We start from the raw sequence: 20,178 nt of genomic DNA on the forward strand, positions 1-20,178 counted from the left end.
AAACGCAATTAGGCGCAACAAATATTGCACATGAGGAATTAATCTATCCTTACTAATTTCTGCAAAAGAATTCAAAACGTTTCCCAAGACTACCTATTAAACCGCAATGACCTGCGCTGGTCAGGCAACCTTTCTATCATCACTTCACAGGTATTTCGGCATACAGGCTGACTAAATCAACATATCTGAAGGAGAACATATGAGTGAAGATGTACTGGATGTGGAAACCATCGATGCCTGCAAAATGGGTATTGGCGCACAAGCTTTGATCAGCAGCAGCACCAATGCGCCGACTATCATGAACGCTGAAAGAGCCGTAGGCGTAGTCATGCCAGCCACCCAGTACTACTCAAACTGCGTCGATAATTTGGAGAAATCATGAACGACACCATTCACAAATTAACGACAATTTTTGCCTTGCAAAAAGACGCTTGCTTAGCCACGCCGTATCCCCAAGAGGCTCAGCGCAAGAACAATCTCAAGGCGTTGCGCATTGCGTTACTGCGCTACCAAGATCAATTGACAACGGCAATGAGCGAAGATTTTGGGCGTCGTTCGGAATTTGAATGCAAAATGGTCGACGTTTTAGCACCGGCTTTGCAGGTCGACCATGCGCTGACCAATCTACGGCGTTGGATGAAACCGCAACGACGCAAAACGGACTGGCTATTTATTACCAATAGCGCCAAAGTAGTTTATCAACCCAAGGGCGTTGTTGGTGTGATTGCGGCCTGGAATTTTCCTGTGATTGAGGCGGTGGGTCCGCTCATTACGGCACTAGCTGCCGGCAACCGTGTGATGATCAAAATGTCGGAATTCTCACCGCGATGCACAGAGGTTTTGCGTCACATGTTAGCGGAAATTTTTCACGAAGATCAGGTTGCGGTTTTTGGTGGTGGCGTTGAAATAGGCCAAGCATTTTCCAATCTGGCGTTAGACCACATTGTCTTTACCGGATCGCCCGCCATCGGTAAAGAAATCATGCGTGCCGCAGCAAATAATCTGACGCCAGTGACACTGGAGTTGGGTGGTAAGTCGCCGGCAGTCGTCGCGGATTCCGCTTCAATCACTGCCGCCGCCCAATCAATTGCACACGGCAAGGCGTTCAACAGCGGTCAGGCATGTGTTGCCCCTGATTACGCGCTCGTACCTAGAGGCCAGATCGACGAATTTGTTTCTGCCGTTGTGACCGCGTTTAAACACATGTATCCCGACCCCGTAACTGATCTGCAGTACACCAGCATGGCTTCCGAACGGCATGCGGACAGAGTGCGGGAATTATTGGACGATGCAGTTGCCAAGGGTGCCACAGTAATACCCTGCGGCGTAGGCAATGGCGGACGTATCGTTCCACTGCAAGTTGTGACCGGTGTAACGGACGATATGCGCATCATGCAAGAGGAACTATTTAATCCCATTTTGCCTGTAATAGCCTACGATTTAATGGAAGAAGCGATCCACTACGTAACCTCTCGCCCACGCCCCTTGGCTTTGTATTATTACGGTCGAGACCGCGTCGAGGCAACGCGATGGACGCGTGATGTTCACTCTGGTGGCATGACGATAAATGACTGGGCATGGCATGTATTTCAATGTGATTTGCCTTTTGGTGGCAGCGGCAATTCCGGGATCGGAAGTTGGCGTGGCCCGGAAGGGTTTCGGGCGTTGTCACACGCTAAGGCCGTGTTCACCGAACAACGCTGGTTTCCAGCGAGTTTTTTTCGCCCGCCCTACGGAAACCTGATTCAGCAAATGTCACTGAAAATTTTTCTAGGCGATGCCGATTCGTCCTTGGCAGAACACAATCCAGACATCATGGATCAGACGACTTATGCAACGAAAACAGAATGAAATTTGCAATTCATTTTCTGTAGCCAATCCAACTACATATTCAAACTTATTACGCTATTGAATCAAGCTGATCCAAAAAACTGTTGGGTGAGAACCTGAGCCAACTTACCTACAACGTCGAGAGAATTATTGAAAAAAGAAGCCATTTCTTTGAGTATTCTCTCAATCAAAAATTAATGAACTTGAGTCGTTTTTAGATTTGACAAGCGCTATGCAAGGGTATCAAATGACTCTGGTGTTGCCAGGCTGCACCGCTGACGGATCGCTTATGAAAATTTCAAGGAAAATTACTACCGGCATTGCGCATCGCATAAATCATGAAAATTTTCCAATTATTGCTCGCACCCGCCGTGGCATTAATGGGGCGCCTGCGTTACCCCTATAAATTCGCCACGATCGGCTTATTGGGTGTTGTCGCCATCGTCTACCTGTTTCTGGTTCTGACGTCGCACTTGCAAGCTTCGATGGATACCGGGCATCGCGAACAACTTGGCGTGATGCTCGACAAGCCTTTATTGAGTCTGGTGCAAACGATCCAGCAGCACAGAAGCTTGTCCGTCGCCTTGCTCGGCGGAGTAAAGAGCCTGACGGAAAAGCGCATAAACAAGGCAACTGAGATTCATGAGGTAATCACTGCGGTCGATCAAGTCGTGGTCGCGCACGGAGCGGAATTAAATGTTTTAACGGATTGGCAATTGGCAAAGGCACATTGGGAAAACATCCAAGCGAACGGCCTTCAAATGAGCGCCCGAACCAATCGCGATACGCACACGGCGGTGATCAAGGAATTGCTCTCGATGGTTGCCAGAATAGGAGACAACAGCTTCCTGGTTCTAGATCCCAACGCCAATAGCTACTACTTGATGGATGCCGCTACCAACAAGCTTCCGGCAGCGTTGGAAATTGTCTCTCAGCTCCGCGCTCACGGTGCAGAAGTACTCGCTACGAAGTCTTTGGATGAAACAGGGCGCGTCGAATTTGTTGGAGAGGTTGCCGTACTGCGTTCCAAGCTTGAAGAACTGGACGCTGCCTTGCAAAGAGTCGCCGCGTCCAACCCCAAGGTTGCGCCACGCATTAATCAATTCTTGCCCCCGTTTCACGCTTCAATCAATGATGTGCTGAAAATAGTTACCGACGACATTCTAAGCGCCAGATTTACGGCGGATACCGAACAATTTATCGAGAAAACAACGACTGCAATTGATCGCGGCTATGCCCAGTCTCAAGAATTATTATTACCGGTGTTACATGAATTATTAGAGACACGGATCAAACAAATGCAACACCAGTACTTTGAGAGCGCCATATTGGCTGGCCCGGCTTTCTTGATGCTCTTCATTTACCTCGCCACTGGCGCGTATCTGGCCGTCATGTCCTCAATAGAATCGCTACGAGAAGGTGCCGACCGAATGGCCGAAGGAGATCTCATTACGCCGATTGCACTAGCAACGAAAGACGAACTTCGACACGTAGCCGTTAGCTTCAACCACATGAGCGAGCAGCTCGCACGCCGCATCAAAGACGCACAGCAACACTCAACGGAACTGGAGGCACTCAATTTGATGCTGAAATCGTTGAGCGCCACAGACGGCCTGACTGGCATTTCAAACCGCAGACACTTTGATGAGGCGCTCGCGACGGAGTGGCAACGCGCAGCGCGGCTCAAACAGCCCATAACATTAGGGATGCTGGATGTGGACTGGTTCAAGAAATACAACGACCAATATGGTCATCTGCTCGGAGATGAGTGCTTACAGCGTATTGCGAAAGTTTTAGCGAATAGCATTGCTCGTACCGGCGATGTTGTTGCACGCTACGGTGGCGAGGAGTTTGCTTTCATCGCATTAAATTGCGATAGTAAGCAATCGCAGTTAATTGCGAATAATATTATCAAGGCAGTAGAGGCATTGTGGCTACCGCACCAGATGTCGGAATTCGGCCATGTAACGGTTAGTATTGGCGTCGCCTCCATTATTCCGAAGGCCGGCGATGCAGCCCATACGCTACTGAAAGCCGCCGATGATGCCTTGTACACGGCAAAGGAATCGGGGCGTAATCGTATCGTAATTGCATCGTTTGATTCAACACCAGAGTAACCCAGAAATTGCCATCGACAGCATCACGCATTTGCGTCGATTCTTTGAGTTTTTGTTCAACCCAGCACAACCTAAGGAGAATGATTATGACAAGTAATTTTATTTGGTATGAGCTTTTAACAACAGATATTGATGCGGCAGCAAAATTTTATAGCCATGTGGTCGGTTGGAAAGTCGTAGATTCAGGCCAGTCAGAAATGGACTATCGCATTTGGATGGCGAAAGAAGACGGCATTGGCGGACTGATGTCCATTCCCGCTGAAGCAGCCTCGAGTGGAATGAAGTCTTGCTGGTTTGGTTATATTAACGTACCTGATACAGACAAAGCAGTCGCCGAAATCATCGCAGCGGGTGGACAAGTGCAATGGCCCGCAACGGATATTCCCAATGTTGGCCGTATAGCACGAATGTCTGATCCGCAAGGCGCGGGGTTTTATGTCATGACACCCTTAGGCACAGGCAAGAGCGTAGCTTATGCTGAAGGCGTACCTGGTCATTGCAGCTGGAACGAACTTCGCACTAGCGATGGCGCAGCAGGACTAAAGTTTTATTCCAAACAGTTTGGCTGGACGAACATCAGCAACATGGACATGGGACCGATGGGTACCTATCACGTTTTTAGCGCAAATACTGAAGGGGATATTGGCGGAGTAATGACGATGTCGCCTGAATGCCATAGCCCTTCCTGGCTCTATTATTTTTGCGTTGACAACATTGATGCCGCCATGGCGCGAGTGGTTAGTGCCGGCGGTGTTGTTACCAATGGTCCGCACCAAGTACCTGGTGGCGGCTGGATTATTCAGGGCGTTGATCCACAAGCTTGCAAGTTTGCACTCGTTGGGCCGAAGGTTTAAGTATGTCAATCACCGCACATTGGTGACGTGATGCACATAGGTTCCGAGGGGGGATCTCCCCCCTTTTTTTAATCACATGAAACAAAAATATGGCATTAATAAAAACGCATTTTTAAAGCTATCATTCAGGAAAATTTGATTGCAATAAAGTGTTCTAAATTACTCAAAATTATTCGCCTACTTTATAGTTTTTTAATACCGCATTAAATTAATTATAGAAAGTTTTTACAGCAATCTCATTAACCTAGATTCATAGTTTTTAACATTGGGAAAACAACTATGAATCTCGTCCATGCACCTGCTACAAAAAAATCAATTGCAGATTTTGATGACGCACCTATCTATCAAACTCAATTTAAGTTTATGTCGGTCAGCGAACACTTAAATCGCATTGTTCAACGAATAAAAAACTTCAACAATAAAACATCTAATCAAAATAACGAACAACCTGAGCGTTGCTCCATGCTGTACTTCTCTGTTGACGCAAAACGCATCACTGAAGCACGTCGCCTTATTATTTCCATGTGCAGAGACAAGCTGATATTTATGCGCGTCAAACCCATGCAGCACGCAACGACGATGCAGGTTGAGTTATTTCTTAAAACATCGGTAATGCAACACGTGCAAGAAATGATGGAATCAAGTTTTCAATGTTGAAATAATCTTAGAAATGACCTGAAATTCAACTCCGTTAATACGAGTTGAATTCGAGTACAAAGTTAACTAAAAATCAGCGGTATAAAACATCAACTATTTCCTCGCTATACGCTTGTCAGGAGAAACATTTTGCACAAACATTTAAAACATTCCATGCCAAGACGCGGTGTATGGGCAATGCAAATAAAGAGCACCGCTCCAACATCGCGATTTAACGTAATTAGGACGAGGCACTATCGCTATGCAATCGTATCGCTCTGTAAAAGTCTATTCAGATAGATATTGCGCCAATTTAAAAAACACATGTAATTGCTAATGCCTATCAATAGGCCTCCCGAACCTTCAACAAAAAAACCTTTCCTATAGTTGAATTTCGTATAAAGTTATTTAGCATTATTCGTATCGTCGCTTCAACCTCTTCATTACCATGATCAACCTTTATTGACGGCATATCGCTCACAAGTCGATTGTTTAAAAATAAGGCCTTTAGATATTTTATAAAGAGATCTCATGAAAAACACCACCCAGCCAGCCGTACTCGAACAGATCGGCAACACACCCTTGATACAGGTAACGCGGCTTGATACCGGGCTTTGTCAGCTGTTCCTCAAACTCGAGTCACAAAACCCCGGCGGATCAATTAAAGACCGCATCGGGCTGGCGATGATAGAGGCGGCTGAAAGTGACGGGCGTCTGAAGCCCGGCGGCACCGTGGTGGAAGCGACGGCGGGCAATACCGGCCTGGGGCTGGCACTGGTGGCACGTGCAAAGGGTTACCGTGTGGTGCTGGTGGTGCCGGACAAAATGTCGACAGAAAAAGTGCTGCACCTGAAAGCGATGGGGGCCGAAGTGTATTTGACGCGTTCCGATGTTGGCAAAGGGCATCCGGAATACTATCAAGACTATGCAGCACGTCTGGCCGGCGAAATCCCCAATTCATTTTTTGCCGATCAGTTTAATAACCCCGCCAATCCCAAAGCCCATGAAACCACCACCGCTCCGGAAATCTGGGAGCAGACGCAACATAATGTGGACGCTATCGTCTGCGGAGTAGGCTCTTCCGGCACGATTACCGGATTGACCCGCTTTTTCCGTAAACATCAACCCGAACTGGAATTTGTACTGGCCGATCCGCAAGGTTCTATCTTGGCCGAATACGTCGAAACCGGGCATGTTTCCGACACCAGCGGCTCATGGCTGGTGGAAGGAATCGGTGAAGATTTTATTCCGCCGATTGCCGATTTGTCCGGCGTCAAAAAAGCCTACACCATCAGCGATCAGGAAAGCTTTGACACCGTGCGTGAATTATTGCGCGCCGAAGGTATTTTGGCCGGTTCCTCCACCGGCACACTGTTGGCGGCAGCACTGCGTTACTGCCGCGAGCAAACCGAACCGAAACGGGTGGTGACGTTTGTGTGCGATACCGGCACCCGTTATCTTTCAAAAATCTATAACGATTACTGGATGATTGATCGCGGCTTAATCACCCGCACAACCTATGGCGATCTTCGCGACTTGATAAGCCGCCGCTTTGACGAAGGTGGCGTCATCAGCGTGTCTAAATCCGACACACTGATCACCACATTCAATCGAATGCGCAATGCCGAGATTTCACAACTACCAGTGATTGAAGCTGGCAAGGTGGTAGGAGTAATTGACGAATCCGATCTGCTGTTGAAAATTGCCGATGATGCAGTGCGGTTTCATAGCACGGTTGATACAACCATGACGCACAAGGTTGAAACGCTAACGCCTGACAGCAGTTTAGAAGAATTACGCTCAATACTAGATCGTGGTTTGGTCGCGATTATTGCTGATCAAGGTCATTTCTATGGCTTGATTACCCGCATCGATTTCTTAAACTATTTACGCAGAAAACTATCATGAGCTCAACAGATAAAACCAATAACACTCAGTTTGCAACGCGCGTCATTCATGCCGGGCAATCGCCAGACCCAAGTACCGGCGCAATCATGCCGCCGATATATGCCACGTCAACCTATGTGCAGGAAAGTCCGGGCGTTCATAAGGGACTCGATTACGGCCGTTCACATAATCCAACGCGATGGGCGCTAGAACGTTGTGTGGCAGATCTGGAAGGCGGGTCGCAGGCATTTGCGTTTGCTTCCGGTTTGGCTGCCATTTCCACCGTGCTGGAAGTACTTGAGACCGGCTCACATATCGTCGCGGGCGATGACATGTATGGCGGCACTTTCCGCCTGTTTGAGCGGGTGCGCCGACGCAGTGCCGGACTACGTTTCAGCTACGCCGATCTCACCAATCCTGAAAATCTGCTAGCTGCATTACAGCCTGATACTAAAATGGTGTGGGTAGAAACACCGACGAATCCAATGTTAAAACTGGCCGACCTATCTGCTATTGCCGCCATATGCCGTGAGCGCGGCATCATCAGCGTGGCGGACAATACCTTTGCCAGCCCATTCAACCAGCGTCCGCTAGAACTCGGCATTGATGTTGTGGTGCATTCCACCACCAAATATTTGAATGGCCACTCCGATATCATCGGTGGTATTGCTATCGTAGGTAAAGAATCGCATCATGCTGGCTTACAAGAGCAACTTGCGTTTTTGCAGAATTCCGTCGGTGCTATTGCCGGGCCGTTCGACTGTTTTCTGGCGTTGCGCGGAGTAAAAACACTGGCATTACGTGTCGAGCGCCATAACCAGAATGCGCTGGAACTTGCACAGTGGCTGGAGCAGCACCCCAAAGTCGCCAAGGTGTATTACCCCGGCCTGAAGTCGCATCCACAGCACGCTTTGGCGTTGCGTCAGATGGATGGATTCGGCGGGATTATTTCGGTGAATCTAAAAACCGATCTGGCCGGATCACGTCGCTTTCTGGAGCGTTGTGAAATTTTTGCATTGGCTGAAAGCCTGGGTGGAGTAGAAAGCCTGATTGAACATCCAGCCATCATGACGCATGCAAGCGTTCCACCACAACAGCGTGCGGCATTGGGTATTAGCGATACATTAATACGCCTGTCCGTGGGAATTGAAGCTCTGGAAGATTTACGCCAGGATCTGATTAATGCGTTTGATGCCATTTAGGATCAACGATTGCCGGCTGCCTCGGTGGTATCAGAACTCTGATGCTACCGAGACGCTCACCAGTGTCTCACCTCAATGAAAACGCACCGTTCCACATGCAAGCTGCACCCTGATAGGTACGGAGAACGCCCCATCCATGCGCGGTTCGCATTGCAGCTAGCGTTAGCCTAGTCTCGCTGAACCCAGAACCGACCTTTTCAGCACTCAGAAGAAAATCTGCTCTATAACTGAGCCAAAGATACGAGCTACATTTAGTATAAATATTCAGATAAATTAAAAGTAGTAAACCCATTGCAGCAATGGGTCTCTGTGGCTCGTGATGGAAAGGCATTAGACTTTTCCCCGCCGACAGGTTCCGGCGCATGGACATCAGATCAAGGTGTGTCAAACCAACTACGCAAAATGCCCTATTTATGGCATAGACAAAGTAATAAGCATATAGTATCTTGCAAAATCTTTATATTGAGCAACATACAGCAGGCGATGAATTAAATGTTTACTCATTAAAAACATCTTTAGCTGATTTGGATTATTAAAATAAAACATCGTCGCCCTATGTATTAATCCTTACCAAAGCACACTACACAAACTGGGACTCTATGTATTTTTTTAAGCATATTCTGCGATTAATATCCCAGGAAAGCGTGCATCGGTTTGCCGTGGCGCATACGCCCGTAAACGAGTATCGCTCTGTACCTGAACGCGCCTTCGCGAAGGGATTTTTCCTCCCACATACTTTCCACGCTAATCAGGCAACACTATGCATTTAGGTGGCATCGAATCACTGAAAACTATCGTCCGTGATAGCGCTGAACCGCTATATCGGCAGATTTACAATCGCTATCGGCAAGCAATTGCAAATGGCTCGCTGGCGCCCGGCGCGCGCGTACCTTCAGTACGCACCCTCGCCAGCGAATTGCAGTTGTCGCGCAATACGGTGGAAGTGGCCTATGACCTGCTCATTGGCGAAGGCTATCTACTGGCCAGAGGACAGGCCGGCACCATCGTCTCGCCCGACATTGTCCCGCAAAAAGTAAAAAATGCCATGGCTCAGCCCAGCGCGCCCATCAGCGGCGCGACGTTCTACCATGCACCGGGCGAGCAAAGCCCAAAACCATTTCAGCTCGGCTTGCCCGCGCTTGATCTGTTCCCACACAAGATCTGGTCCAGTCTGACGGCCAAACAATTGCGGCTGCAAAGCCAGTATCTTTCCTATCCTAATCCGGCCGGTTACCAGCCGCTGCGCGAGGCGATTTCAGCCTATCTGCATATTTCGCGCGGACTCGACTGCACATCGGAACAAGTATTTATCGCACCGGGCTACCGCGGTGTGATTTCCCTGATCGGACGCACTTTGTTGCAACCTCTTGATCAGCTTTGGCTGGAAGATCCGTGCTTTCCGCCAGCGCGCTATCTACTGGCCGAACTAGGCGCGCAGATCGTGCCGGTGCCAGTTGACCAAGACGGGCTGATAGTGGCGCAAGGACGCGCGCGCGCACCGCATGCGCGCTTCGCGCTCGTCACACCGGCCCACCAAAGTCCGCTCGGTGTGACGCTGTCAATGGAGCGCCGACTGGAATTATTAGCATGGGCCGAGCAAAACAATGCCTGGATCATCGAAGACGACTACGACAGCGAGTATCGCTACGAAGGTCGCCCACCACCGGCCTTAGCCAGTCTCGATGAAGCCGGCAATGTGCTCTATGTTGGTACGTTTAGCAAAGTACTCAGTCCAGCTCTGCGACTTTCTTACGTGGTCGTGCCCAAGACGCTAATCTCCCGCTTTAACCAGACTTGCGGCAAGATGCACGACGGCTGTCCTTTGCTATTACAAGGGGTGACCGCCGACTTCATCAACGGGGGATATTTCAGCCGGCACTTGAAAAAAATGCGCCATGCCTATACCCAGCGCCGACAGATCGTCATCAGCTCCATGCGAGAAGTATTGGGTGAGCGCTTGCAATTTTCCGCGCCCGCCAGCGGCTTAAATCTGCTGGCGCGCCTGGACGCTAACGAAGACGATGTGAAGCTGGCACAGCAAGCCAAACGCCAGAATATGGCCGTCGAAGCCTTGTCTGCACGCTGTCTAGATACGCCTTGCGGTAAAGGCCTGTTGCTAGGCTTTGCCAATATCGCCTCAAGCCAGCAGGCGCTCACGCTCGCCACCCAGTTAAAGCACAGCCTGGAGACCTCGGGCAGCATTGTTGAGTAAGTCAACTCACACACATCACAACATCATTTAAGAAACTCATGGGATGGAGGGAGCCGACAACGGCGCTCCGATGTCCCAGGCAGTTTTATATAAACAGCCCGATGCGAAAGTAGTCGTTCCTTCACACCGCACCGCATCGTAATACTTTCCATCGCTGGCGACACGCAACCCAACAATCACATACAACGCATTGCCACAGCAAAATCTGCGGCGTGGATCATAGCGTCTGCATTAAGCAGAATGACTAATTTCACTATGTCAGTGTTTGTAAAAATAGAGCGGAAAAAAATGACAGCTTGATGACTTCATTTTGATTTATCAAACTACGCATGTCATGGTCGAACAATCCAATCTTGCCCCTTAAGTAAATCCTAGTGCGTCGAGTAGAGTGTCACTCAAATGTGAGACTGAAACGCACATGAAGAAGGCCACCCATTTAACCTTTTCTTAATTAAAGACACGCCAGATGAAGGAGTTGAAATTGACAGAAGAAAATTCTTGGAAAGCAGCATTGTATTTTTCTCGGATTGCGTTGGCAGCAGCTTTCCTTTCTGCTGTTGCAGACCGTTTTGGCTTATGGGGCAAGATGGGTGAACTGGGCGTTTCTTGGGGGTCGATGGCGGGCTTTTATCCGCATGTCGCAAAACTGTCGCCCTGGTCGCCAGCTGCCTTTATTCCGGCACTGGCCTGGTTGATCACCATCCTCGAAGCGCTGCTCGGCATTTTCCTGCTGCTCGGTATTCAAGTACGTAAAACAGCCTTGTTCAGCGCCCTGCTCTTGCTACTTTTTGCAATGAGCATGATGGCATTTCAAAGCCTTAAGTTGTCATTGAATTTTAGCGTTCTTACTTGCGCTGCCTGCGCCGTGTTCGTCTACTTGGCAAGCAATACCCAAGCACGCGAATTTGGCAGGGCGCGCTAATTGCGATGTTATTCATCGCGTTTTTTCCATTAAACAGTGTGATATCAGGAGTTATTTATGAGCAATCTGCGTCTACCTTATAACGAATTGTCCCCCGAGTTACTCAAAGGATTCCGTCAAGTCAAAATTGAATTAGAAAAAAGCCCACTCGGTTTGCCGCTGATCGAATTGGTCTATATGCGTATTTCGCAAATCAATGGCTGTTCCTACTGTTTGAATCTGCATGGTGAATCTCTGCGCAAACATGACACCCCGCAACGGCGCATAAATGAATTGGCCGGCTGGCGTGTCAGCGTGCAGTTTTCCGCTAAAGAAAAAGCTGCGCTGCAATGGACTGAAGCATTGACGCATGTGTCGACAACTAACGCGGCCGATGCGTTCTATGAACCGTTAAAGGAACATTTTAGCGACGTTGAAATTTCCGATCTCACGTTCGCCATTTCGTTGATGAATGCCTTCAATCGTTTGGCAATCGGCATGCGCCAGTAAAGTCTGATTGCGCATGGAATGTTTTTTTCGTTTGATTATTTGTGAATTGGATGGGTAAATGGATATCGCTGTGAGATCTGAGGCTTGGGCCAAACTGTACAACGACCCTGAACTGGGTGCGGGCAATTTTCTGTTCAAGGCTTTTGACGCCTATACAGATACGGAAAGCATTTTTCTGCATCTGGAAAAGCCGTATATCTCGCCCTCCGGCGCTTCCCATACTTCCTTCAGTTTAAATACCTTGTGTGAAGTTGTTGCTCAATTGGCCGCATGGTATGTGCAAAAAGACGTCAAACAGGGCAATTACGTCTGCCTGTATTTGGGCGATGGCATTGCCTCCTTCTTACACTTTCTGGCCTTGAATAGTCTCGCTTGCGTGCCGGTTTTGATCAACGGCAATCTGCGGCCAGATATAGCGGCTCTGTATGCCGACCTTAATCGTTTCTCAGTCTTTGTACATGATCGCGAAACCGCCACGCGCTGGCAACTCGACGCAGTTTTTGGCGCAACGCGCCGGCTCGATGCCGGGTTCAAGGAAGGCGTAGTAGTGCCGCTGGCCGATTTGTGCAAAGATCTTTGGCCGGCACCACGCCATGCCGATGACACCATCATGATTTGCCATAGTTCTGGCACCACCGGTGTGCCAAAGGCAGTGCTGTTCGGGCATGCGCAATTTTTTAATGGCAAGCGCGAGCGGCTTCAAAGCTTTGTTGAAGATCCGAGCGACAAACTCGCTACCGCTATGCCGACCACGCATGCAGCCGGTATCAGTTATCTAATGACGGCCGTCCTGCTACAGCTTCCTACCTTGTCCTTGAATACGCAAACCGGCCCGATGGTGGCTACTCTACTGGCGAGCTTTCAGCCGACGATCGTAACGGCATTTCCCCAGACCTATGCTTCATTTGCCGAGGCGGGGCTGCCCGATGCTTACTTCAAGTCGATACGACGTTTTTACAATACCGGTGATTCCGCCCACGAGGCGCATATCGCTCAATTACTACGCTTGGCACCGGATGCGCGCTTTACCGATATGTTCGGCGCTTCTGAATTAGGCATGTCCCAATTTTTCAAGGTTTCCACCGTCGGCTCTACCACGTCGGTACGTTCAGTTGGCAAACCGGCCGCCTATGCGCATTGCGCAATTCTGGCCCCGGACGGCAAGGAACTACCCGATGGCACGCCCGGCTATTTTGGCGTGCACTCACCCACCGTCACGCCTGGCTATTATGGACAGCCGCACTTAACTGCAATGACAACACTGAATGGTTATTGGCTGACTAGCGACGTCGGCCTCCGTATGGCCGATGGTGAATTTATCCATCTTGACCGGGCGGTTGATGTCGTCGATTCTTTTATTATCGGCAAACCAGCCTACACCCTATTACTTGAAGAGCACCTGCTCAAACTACGGGACATCTTTGATGTAACGGTAGTGGGTATTCCACGCGGGCCGACTCGCGAAGAGGCGCTGCTGATATTAGTACGTCCAAATGCTGCCGCTAACGCCATCTCGGCCGAACAGATATTGCGACATACATTGCAATGCTATCCATTCCAGGGAATGGCTTCATTACCTGAATATTGCGTCTGCATTGGCATACTCGAGCCAGACTTCGTACTGCCTCTGGGTTCAACCGGCAAAGTGCTCAAGCGCGTTATTCGCGATAATTTCTGGGCCTGGCAGCGCGAGTTCGATGAACAGCAACGCGATAAATTAGGCGAGCTGTTGTGGAATCAGGATGCGGATCTATCGCTCCTGCCAAGCCTGCCTGCGCGCTCATTGCTCGAATACGTGATGACGGCCTGATGCTATGAGTGCCGTGATGAACGATAACATGCCGTCGCTGGAGCAAGCCTTCCAGCAACAAATAGATAGTAAATGCAAGGTCGAGCCTCAAGACTGGATGCCTCCCGCCTATCGCCAAAGTCTGACCCGGCAAATAGCGCAGCATGCACATTCAGAATACGTCGGCATGCTGCCGGAAGCAGCATGGATTACGCGCGCACCCACCTTGCAGCGCAAATCGATCTTGTTAGCGAAAGTACAGGATGAAGCCGGGCATGCCCAGTATTTGTACGCCGCTCTCGAAACATTGGGCGTTGGGCGTGAACAGGCCTATTTGCAATTGCTGAACGGAGCAGCAAAATATCTCAACATATTCAACTATCCAGCCATGAATTGGGCCGACGTTGGCATGATCGGCTGGCTCACCGATGGCGCAGCAATTGTCAACCAAGTGCCACTTTCACGCAGTTCGTACGGGCCATATGCAAGGGCAATGATACGCATCTGCCAGGAAGAAAGTTTTCACCATCGGCAAGGCTTCGATTTAATCAGAACGATGACCGAGGGCACACCGCAGCAACGTCAGATGGCGCAGGATGCACTTGACCGCTGGTGGTGGCCGACCTTAATGGTGTTCGGCCCTCCCGATGCCGACTCACCGCATTCTCAACGTTCTATGCAGTGGGGCATCAAATTGTTTTCCAACGACGAGCTGCGCCAAAAATTCATCGACCAAACGGTCCCGCAGGTTCACTACCTGGGCTTGCGCGTACCTGACCCTTGTTTGAAATTAGACCGCGAAAGCGGCCACTACAAGATTGGCCCGATCGATTGGGACGAATTCAAACGCAGCATTAATGGCCAAGGCATGTGCAACCAAGATCGCATTCAGGCTCGCAACAAGGCGTGGGAAGACGGCAGCTGGGTGCGGGAAGCAACCGCTGCCTACGCCGACAAACAAGCCGCTTTAAAAACTGAAGGGAACGTCAATGTCTGATGCGCAATTATGGGAAGTTTTTGTACGCAGCCAAAACGGTTTGGCGCATCGTCATATCGGCAGCGTGCGGGCCAGCGATGCGCAATCGGCATTGCAGCATGCGCGTGATGTCTATATGCGACGCGGCGAAGGCATCAGCATCTGGCTGGTTGCGTCCAAGTATCTCGTGATCAGTCCGCCCGATGAGCGCGCTGCATGGCTAGCTTCGTCTGAGGACAAAGGGTTCCGACTGCCGACTTTTTTTTCCGTACCAGAAGGAGTGCAATACCTGTGAATGCCGTAGCCGAATCGAATGAGCAGTTAAGCCAATACCTGCTACGTATGGGAGATAACTGCCTGATATTGTCGCAACGTCTATGCGGTTGGACGGGCCACGGCCCGACGCTCGAAGACGATCTGGCACTGAGCAACGTTGCGCTGGATTTACTCGGACAAGCCCGCCTTTGGCTTGACTACGCCAGCTCCTTGCATCCAACGAAACGCAGCGAAGATGCACTGGCATATTGGCGCGATGCCCATGAATTTCGCAATCTGCTATTACTTGAGCAACCGAACGGTAATTTCGCCGATACTCAGGTGCGCCAATTCTTTTTCGACAGTTGGCATTTCCTGGTGCTGACTGCCTTGTCGAACTCGACAGATGAAAAGGTGGCGGCCATCTCGACCAAAGCCTTGAAAGAAGTGGACTACCACGTGCGGCGCAGCAGCCATTGGATGCTCAGGCTCGGCGGTGGAACCGAGCTTAGCCGTTCAAAGCTAATTCTGGCGCTGGAACAGCATTGGAACTATGTCGGCGAGCTGTTCGAAATGGATGAACTGGAACAAGAAATGCACGCATGCGGCATTGGTTGCGACTTGGGCGCGCTGCATGCCGAGTGGCTTGCTTACGTGAACGATGTGCTGGGCAAAGTAGAACTTGCGCTACCTTCGCGCACACCATTTCAGTCCGGCGGAAAACGCGGAAAACATGGGGAGCACCTGTTATCCATGCTAATGGAAATGCAGTATCTGCAACGCGTCCATCCGGGGGCGCAATGGTAAATCAGCAAGCAAGTACTGAGCGCATCTGGGAATGGTTATCCGGCATTCCCGATCCGGAAATGCCCTTTCTGTCGATCGTCGATCTTGGCATTGTGCGCGACGTGCATTGGGAAGAAGAACAGTTGCGCATCGTCGTCACGCCGACCTATAGCGGCTGCCCGGCTAAATCACACATCGACGCCAGCATTCGCAATACCTTACTCGACCGCGGCATCGAACACCTCGCACTAGAAACACGGCTGTCACCGGCCTGGAGCACAGATTGGCTTGGCGATGTAGCCAAAGCCAAACTGCTGGCGGCTGGAATCGCACCGCCGATGGCATCCGAAGTTCCTATGCGCAAACTCGAATACCGTGCCTGGTCAATCGCTACGCCAAGTTGCCCGCTGTGCGGCTCGGCGTCGACCACCGTACGCGGCGAATTTGGCTCAACCTTATGTAAGTCGTTGTATGTGTGCGGTGACTGCGCTAACCCGTTCGAACACTTCAAGTGTTTCTAAATTTTTCATAGAGCGAGCTATCGTGCCACAATTTTTTCCATTGACGATTTCGCACGTGCAGCATGAGCCTGGCGATGCTTTGGTGTTGACCTTGGCAGTCCCCGCAGACTTGCGCGAGCATTTTACATACATCCAAGGGCAGCATTTGACCTTGCGCGCCTATATTGACGGCAAAGAAACCCGGCGTGCTTACTCGCTCTGCAATGCGGTGGGAGAGCCGTCGCTGCAACTGGCAATTAAGAAAGTGGCTGGTGGCGCATTTTCAAATTGGGCTCATCAAACCCTGCAACGCGGCACTCAGATTGATGTCATGCAACCGGCAGGGCACTTCAATACGACGCTAGATGCAAAGCACGCGCGCCACTATGCCGGTTTTGTCGCAGGTAGCGGAATCACTCCTTTGCTGTCGATCATTAAGACCAGCTTGCAACAAGAACCGGACAGCCGCTTCACGCTGGTTTATTGCAACCGCACGCTGTCGTCCATGCTCTTTCGGGAACAGTTGGCCGATTTAAAAGACCGCTTTCCGCAGCGCCTCTCTCTCATTTATTTGTTCACGGCTGAGGCGCAGGAGATCGAATTACTCAACGGGCGATTAAGCACCGAGCGCTGCCGGGCATTACTGCAGCACTGGCTGCCGTCAGCGTCAATCGACTATGCCTTCGTTTGCGGCCCAGCCGCGATGATGCAAGCCGTCGCGGCTGCGTTGAGCGAGGCTGGGTTGCCGGACGAGCGGATTAAGCTCGAATATTTCGCCGCTGCCGGTTCAACAATAACTCCCGATTCTGCGCCAGCTCAAACCGAGAGTTTGACGACCCTGACCAGCGCTGTCGAAATGACCTTGATCGTGGATGGCGTACAACGCCAATTGCGGCTCGATAAAGCGGTAGACAACATCCTCGATGCCGCCCTGGAAGCGGGTATCGACCTTCCCTATTCATGCAAAGGCGGGGTGTGCGCAACCTGCCGTTGCAAGGTGCTGCAAGGAGAAGTCGCGATGACAGGAAACTATGCACTCTCAGCGAACGAACTGGCCGCAGGCTATGTACTAAGTTGCCGCAGCCGGCCGCTGACGCGCCGTTTAGTGCTCGATTTTGATTAGGCATCAAGCTCACCATATTTTGAACAATATAACTATAGAGATGAGGTAGGACAATGAAAGACACTACGGGTTTATCACGCTATCAGCACTGGCTGTTTTGCCTCGCCACCGGGTTTTCGGTAGCGGCGGTCGTGTACCACCAGGCGATGACGCAGATGATTGCGGCCAGCTTCCAGGTGCCAACCACTTCGCTGTGGGATTTATCGGTCGCCACGCAGTTTGGCTATGGCATTGGCTTGATCCTGGGTCTGCCCTTGGGCGATATGGTCATGCCACGCAAGTTGATCCCGACGGTGGTGACCAGCCTCGGTCTGGTACTGCTACTGGTGGGCGTATCGTCAAACTTGGCCGCAATGACGGCGCTATGTTTTCTGGCAGGTGTCTTGTCAATTGGAGGGCAGCTATTGATCGCATACAGCGCCAAAACCGCCGCGGCCACTACCGCTGGCCGACCAAAGATCGTCGACAACCTGCTTTCAGCCCTATTCGCTGGCCTGCTGCTGGCGCGCGTACTGGGCGGATGGGGTGCTGAAAAAATTGGCTGGCGTCAGGTTTATTTGCTGGCTGGCGGCGTGACCGTGCTCCTAGGTTTGTCTTTATTTTATAGCGTGCGCCGTCAAACCCAGATCGACCCTAACTTGCGCTACGGCCAGATGCTGCGGCGGCAAGCGCAATTGTGGCAAAGCCTGCCGGAACTGCGGCGTCTCGCTTTGGTCGCCGCCTGCTTTTTCGCTGCCTTAAACGGTATCTGGGCCAACCTGGCTTCCTTAACCCATAGCTCCCTGAATTGGAGCGCGTCTCAAACCGGCCTGCTCGCATTTACCGCCGTGGTAGCACTGTGGGCGCCGGCGCTAGTACGCCGTTTGCAGCAGCGGTTGCACTGGAGTGGTGTCATCGTCTTGCTGGGATTATGTATGGGCGCAGTGTCGCTAGCTGGCTATTGGTTCGGCAGCAGTGTGTTCATGATCATCATCTTCCTGATCGTATCCGATGTCAGCGTACGTTCGGTTCATGTGATTTCCCAAGGCAAGGTTCTAAGTATCGACCCTGCTGCTGCATCGCGATTGAACAGTTTATTTATGACCGTATTTTTCATTGGCGCAGCGTTGGGTTCATGGCTGGGTGGTATCGCAGTGCGCCATTTCTCCTGGGCTGGAATGTACCTGTTTCCGCTCGTTTGCGCTCTGCTGGGAGTGCTGTTGCTCCGCATACGGGACGGTCAATTGTCCTTTTCCCGCGCGCTTTAAAGAGGTAGCGCGCGGGTTTTTTTTATCGATGTCCCAATTCGTCCTGGACGATTTAAATTTTAAAAGAAAGAGGAATGTATGACGCTATTAATGGAAACCGAGGCAGTCACAATACTGCAAAGCACGGCACCGGCCGGCATGAGTTTGATGTGGAATAACTGGCTGCAAGAAGACGCCTTGCAAGACCTGGTGCAGCATCCGCTGTTATTAGCTTTAGGTCGCAACGAGGCTAGCCTTGGCGTGCTCAAAACTTTGCTGGTGCAGCATAGTCATTATTCACGCAACTTCACGCGTTATCTGTGCTCGCTACTGGGGCAGTTAACCGAAGCCAGCGACATTATGGCCCTGCTTGAAAATCTGCGTGAAGAAATGGGCGTGGACGGTATGGGCGACATGACGCATGCCGAGATGTTCCAGCGCACCTTGCGAATTGTCGGTGTAACGCCGGACGAGCATGCAGCGCTGCCAGCGACCACGGCGATGGTGCAGACGATGATGGGCTATTGCCAGTCGAACGACCCGTTGGCCGGACTGGCCGCTATGTGCCTGGGTGCAGAAGCAATCGTCCCGCTGGTCTACCGTCCGATATTGCAGGCATTGCAGCACTTTGGCTACGGCAAAGACGCCACAGAATTCTTTAGATTGCACATTGAAGAAGACGAAGATCACGCTATCACCATGCTGAACATTTTGCGCCGCTTGACCCTCGACAAACCGGAACGGCGTGAACTGGCAATTCAGATCGGGCGCGAATTAATCGGCAAGCGAGTGGCCATGTTCGATTCAATCTGGAACAACGTCCAAAACAGCAGCGCAACACCGGCCGCCAGTACGCTAGCACCAGTGAACGGCACGCGATTTTCCTCAGCCGATTTTGGCAACGTGCCAGCCCGCTTAAAAGTGACTATGCCGGAACGGTTGAAGCATCCAATGGTCATGCAAACGAACAATGCTGCCGATCAAGCCTTCTCTTCCGATCGCAAGCACAAGGTTCATATCGTCGATCTGCCGACCAATACCATCAGCATGACCATCGGACGCCTCGACGTGGCCGAGTCGACACGCTTACATCGGCATAACTACGAAACCGTCATGTACATACTCGCCGGCAGCGGCTATTCAGTGGTCGGTGAACGCCGCGTCCCGTGGCAGGCTGGCGACGCCGTCTATATACCGGTCTGGGCTGCGCATCAGCATGTTAATACCGGTGATGTCGAATGCGCCTACCTTGCTTGCGAAAATGCCCCGCTGCTGCAAAACCTTGGCGGCATTGCGTTACGCGAGGAACTGGGTGCGCTAACCACCTGAACACTTATTTGAAGATGGGCAATGAGCGAATTTTTCTTACTACAT

At 50.9% G+C, this 20,178-nt stretch carries 18 protein-coding genes; all 18 read left to right on the top strand.

All coding sequences use genetic code 11. The features are described from left to right. The first annotated feature begins 199 nt into the window (after positions 1 to 199). The 18 genes from S2091_RS04400 (at position 200) to S2091_RS24245 (ending at position 20,133) form a co-directional block, all read left to right on the top strand. A complete protein-coding gene (locus tag S2091_RS04400; protein ID WP_105530594.1) occupies positions 200 to 382 on the top strand; it encodes a hypothetical protein in 183 nt (60 codons plus the stop codon). Continuing rightward, positions 379 to 1,851: a coniferyl aldehyde dehydrogenase gene (locus S2091_RS04405; RefSeq protein ID WP_105530595.1), complete on the top strand. Its 1,473-nt coding sequence runs from the start codon at positions 379 to 381 to the stop codon at positions 1,849 to 1,851. Before S2091_RS04400 ends, S2091_RS04405 begins: the two co-directional genes overlap by 4 nt. Positions 1,852 to 2,168: 317 nt before the next feature. Further along, the gene (locus S2091_RS04410) at positions 2,169 to 3,947 is read left to right on the top strand and encodes a diguanylate cyclase (RefSeq protein ID WP_105530596.1); all 1,779 of its coding nucleotides are present in this window, start codon (positions 2,169 to 2,171) and stop codon (positions 3,945 to 3,947) included. 86 nt (positions 3,948 to 4,033) lie between these two features. Next, complete coding sequence (locus S2091_RS04415) at positions 4,034 to 4,801, top strand: VOC family protein (RefSeq protein ID WP_165794908.1); 768 nt, start codon at positions 4,034 to 4,036, stop codon at positions 4,799 to 4,801. A 279-nt stretch (positions 4,802 to 5,080) separates the two neighbouring features. After that, positions 5,081 to 5,458, top strand: a complete 378-nt coding sequence (locus tag S2091_RS04420; protein ID WP_105530598.1) for a hypothetical protein — start codon at positions 5,081 to 5,083, stop codon at positions 5,456 to 5,458. Between the two features lie 510 nt (positions 5,459 to 5,968). Then, positions 5,969 to 7,345, top strand: coding sequence for a pyridoxal-phosphate dependent enzyme (locus tag S2091_RS04425; RefSeq protein WP_105530599.1), 1,377 nt, complete (start codon positions 5,969 to 5,971; stop codon positions 7,343 to 7,345). Beyond that, the gene (locus tag S2091_RS04430; RefSeq protein WP_105530600.1) at positions 7,342 to 8,526 is read left to right on the top strand and encodes a trans-sulfuration enzyme family protein; all 1,185 of its coding nucleotides are present in this window, start codon (positions 7,342 to 7,344) and stop codon (positions 8,524 to 8,526) included. Before S2091_RS04425 ends, S2091_RS04430 begins: the two co-directional genes overlap by 4 nt. A gap of 760 nt (positions 8,527 to 9,286) precedes the next feature. After that, on the top strand, positions 9,287 to 10,738 hold the full coding sequence (gene pdxR, locus S2091_RS04440) for a MocR-like pyridoxine biosynthesis transcription factor PdxR (protein WP_105530602.1): 1,452 nt from the start codon (positions 9,287 to 9,289) through the stop codon (positions 10,736 to 10,738). A 481-nt stretch (positions 10,739 to 11,219) separates the two neighbouring features. Continuing rightward, positions 11,220 to 11,660 carry a DoxX family protein gene (locus S2091_RS04445; RefSeq protein ID WP_105530603.1) on the top strand — a complete coding sequence of 147 codons (441 nt, stop codon included), beginning with the start codon at positions 11,220 to 11,222 and terminating at the stop codon, positions 11,658 to 11,660. A gap of 57 nt (positions 11,661 to 11,717) precedes the next feature. Further along, complete coding sequence (locus tag S2091_RS04450; protein ID WP_105530604.1) at positions 11,718 to 12,149, top strand: carboxymuconolactone decarboxylase family protein; 432 nt, start codon at positions 11,718 to 11,720, stop codon at positions 12,147 to 12,149. Positions 12,150 to 12,207: 58 nt separating this feature from the next. Continuing rightward, on the top strand, positions 12,208 to 13,959 hold the full coding sequence (locus tag S2091_RS04455) for a class I adenylate-forming enzyme family protein (protein ID WP_105530605.1): 1,752 nt from the start codon (positions 12,208 to 12,210) through the stop codon (positions 13,957 to 13,959). A 16-nt stretch (positions 13,960 to 13,975) separates the two neighbouring features. After that, on the top strand, positions 13,976 to 14,935 hold the full coding sequence (gene paaA / locus S2091_RS04460; RefSeq protein WP_105530606.1) for a 1,2-phenylacetyl-CoA epoxidase subunit PaaA: 960 nt from the start codon (positions 13,976 to 13,978) through the stop codon (positions 14,933 to 14,935). Next, positions 14,928 to 15,209 carry a 1,2-phenylacetyl-CoA epoxidase subunit PaaB gene (gene paaB, locus S2091_RS04465; protein WP_105530607.1) on the top strand — a complete coding sequence of 94 codons (282 nt, stop codon included), beginning with the start codon at positions 14,928 to 14,930 and terminating at the stop codon, positions 15,207 to 15,209. Before paaA ends, paaB begins: the two co-directional genes overlap by 8 nt. A gap of 47 nt (positions 15,210 to 15,256) precedes the next feature. Next, complete coding sequence (gene paaC, locus S2091_RS04470) at positions 15,257 to 15,976, top strand: 1,2-phenylacetyl-CoA epoxidase subunit PaaC (protein ID WP_105530787.1); 720 nt, start codon at positions 15,257 to 15,259, stop codon at positions 15,974 to 15,976. Continuing rightward, entirely contained in the window at positions 15,970 to 16,476 is a 507-nt protein-coding gene (gene paaD / locus S2091_RS04475) for a 1,2-phenylacetyl-CoA epoxidase subunit PaaD (RefSeq protein WP_105530608.1), read from the top strand. Before paaC ends, paaD begins: the two co-directional genes overlap by 7 nt. A gap of 22 nt (positions 16,477 to 16,498) precedes the next feature. Beyond that, positions 16,499 to 17,578 carry a 2Fe-2S iron-sulfur cluster-binding protein gene (locus tag S2091_RS04480; protein ID WP_105530609.1) on the top strand — a complete coding sequence of 360 codons (1,080 nt, stop codon included), beginning with the start codon at positions 16,499 to 16,501 and terminating at the stop codon, positions 17,576 to 17,578. 53 nt (positions 17,579 to 17,631) lie between these two features. Continuing rightward, positions 17,632 to 18,825: an MFS transporter gene (locus S2091_RS04485; protein ID WP_105530610.1), complete on the top strand. Its 1,194-nt coding sequence runs from the start codon at positions 17,632 to 17,634 to the stop codon at positions 18,823 to 18,825. Positions 18,826 to 18,903: 78 nt separating this feature from the next. Then, entirely contained in the window at positions 18,904 to 20,133 is a 1,230-nt protein-coding gene (locus S2091_RS24245; protein ID WP_207769619.1) for an iron-containing redox enzyme family protein, read from the top strand. The last annotated feature ends 45 nt before the right edge of the window (positions 20,134 to 20,178 follow it).

Source organism: Solimicrobium silvestre (assembly GCF_002976435.1).
In the GTDB taxonomy this organism is placed as follows: domain Bacteria; phylum Pseudomonadota; class Gammaproteobacteria; order Burkholderiales; family Burkholderiaceae_D; genus Solimicrobium; species Solimicrobium silvestre.

What these genes read in the sequence shown, in the direction of transcription:
- S2091_RS04400 (WP_105530594.1), top strand. Translation starts at nt 200, where the DNA reads ATGAGTGAAGATGTACTGGATGTGGAAACCATCGATGCCTGCAAAATG.
- S2091_RS04405 (WP_105530595.1), top strand. Translation starts at nt 379, where the DNA reads ATGAACGACACCATTCACAAATTAACGACAATTTTTGCCTTGCAAAAA.
- S2091_RS04410 (WP_105530596.1), top strand. Translation starts at nt 2,169, where the DNA reads ATGAAAATTTTCCAATTATTGCTCGCACCCGCCGTGGCATTAATGGGG.
- S2091_RS04415 (WP_165794908.1), top strand. Translation starts at nt 4,034, where the DNA reads ATGACAAGTAATTTTATTTGGTATGAGCTTTTAACAACAGATATTGAT.
- S2091_RS04420 (WP_105530598.1), top strand. Translation starts at nt 5,081, where the DNA reads ATGAATCTCGTCCATGCACCTGCTACAAAAAAATCAATTGCAGATTTT.
- S2091_RS04425 (WP_105530599.1), top strand. Translation starts at nt 5,969, where the DNA reads ATGAAAAACACCACCCAGCCAGCCGTACTCGAACAGATCGGCAACACA.
- S2091_RS04430 (WP_105530600.1), top strand. Translation starts at nt 7,342, where the DNA reads ATGAGCTCAACAGATAAAACCAATAACACTCAGTTTGCAACGCGCGTC.
- pdxR (WP_105530602.1), top strand. Translation starts at nt 9,287, where the DNA reads ATGCATTTAGGTGGCATCGAATCACTGAAAACTATCGTCCGTGATAGC.
- S2091_RS04450 (WP_105530604.1), top strand. Translation starts at nt 11,718, where the DNA reads ATGAGCAATCTGCGTCTACCTTATAACGAATTGTCCCCCGAGTTACTC.
- S2091_RS04455 (WP_105530605.1), top strand. Translation starts at nt 12,208, where the DNA reads ATGGATATCGCTGTGAGATCTGAGGCTTGGGCCAAACTGTACAACGAC.
- paaA (WP_105530606.1), top strand. Translation starts at nt 13,976, where the DNA reads ATGAACGATAACATGCCGTCGCTGGAGCAAGCCTTCCAGCAACAAATA.
- paaB (WP_105530607.1), top strand. Translation starts at nt 14,928, where the DNA reads ATGTCTGATGCGCAATTATGGGAAGTTTTTGTACGCAGCCAAAACGGT.
- paaC (WP_105530787.1), top strand. Translation starts at nt 15,257, where the DNA reads ATGGGAGATAACTGCCTGATATTGTCGCAACGTCTATGCGGTTGGACG.
- paaD (WP_105530608.1), top strand. Translation starts at nt 15,970, where the DNA reads ATGGTAAATCAGCAAGCAAGTACTGAGCGCATCTGGGAATGGTTATCC.
- S2091_RS04485 (WP_105530610.1), top strand. Translation starts at nt 17,632, where the DNA reads ATGAAAGACACTACGGGTTTATCACGCTATCAGCACTGGCTGTTTTGC.
- S2091_RS24245 (WP_207769619.1), top strand. Translation starts at nt 18,904, where the DNA reads ATGACGCTATTAATGGAAACCGAGGCAGTCACAATACTGCAAAGCACG.